This is a genomic window from Lacihabitans soyangensis, from assembly GCF_024343775.1.
Taxonomy (GTDB): Bacteria; Bacteroidota; Bacteroidia; order Cytophagales; family Spirosomataceae; genus Leadbetterella; species Leadbetterella soyangensis.
In genome coordinates this window covers 1-455 of the sequence record NZ_RJUF01000168.1, presented here as the reverse complement: position 1 = coordinate 455, position 455 = coordinate 1, and the positions used below count along the sequence as shown (strand labels likewise).

The window sequence follows — 455 nt, the reverse complement described above, 5'->3', positions numbered from 1 at the left end:
TTGTTATTATTGGCAGAGAATTAACAGTTATTGAAGTAGTGGCAGAGCTTGAACAACCATTCAAAGAAAGTGTAACTGTATAAATCCCGCTTTGGTTAAGGGATGCCACACTTATTGTAGGATTTTGAATTAGCGAACTAAAACCGTTTGGTCCTGACCATGAAAAATCTCCACTTCCTGTTGAAGTAAGGTTTATAGCGTTGCCTTCACAGAGGGTTTGATTGGCACCTGCTGTCAAGGTTGGAATCGGATTCACTGTCACACTCGTAGTTGCACTAGCTGTACAGCCATTAGTGGTAATGGTTAGGCTATAAACTCCAGTATTTAAGACATTAGAACTGTTTATCGTTGGATTTTGAGAGGTTGATGTAAATCCACTCGGTCCAGTCCAAGAATAGTCACCGCCTCCGGAGGAAGTCAGGTTTATAAGATTTCCTTCACATATGTTTTGATTC

Annotated in this window: 1 protein-coding gene; it reads right to left on the bottom strand. The window is 40.4% G+C overall.

All coding sequences use genetic code 11. The features are described 5' to 3' along the window. A partial coding sequence (locus tag EGI31_RS15275; RefSeq protein ID WP_445468530.1) for an Ig-like domain-containing protein occupies positions 1-455 on the bottom strand: 455 nt, incomplete at both ends.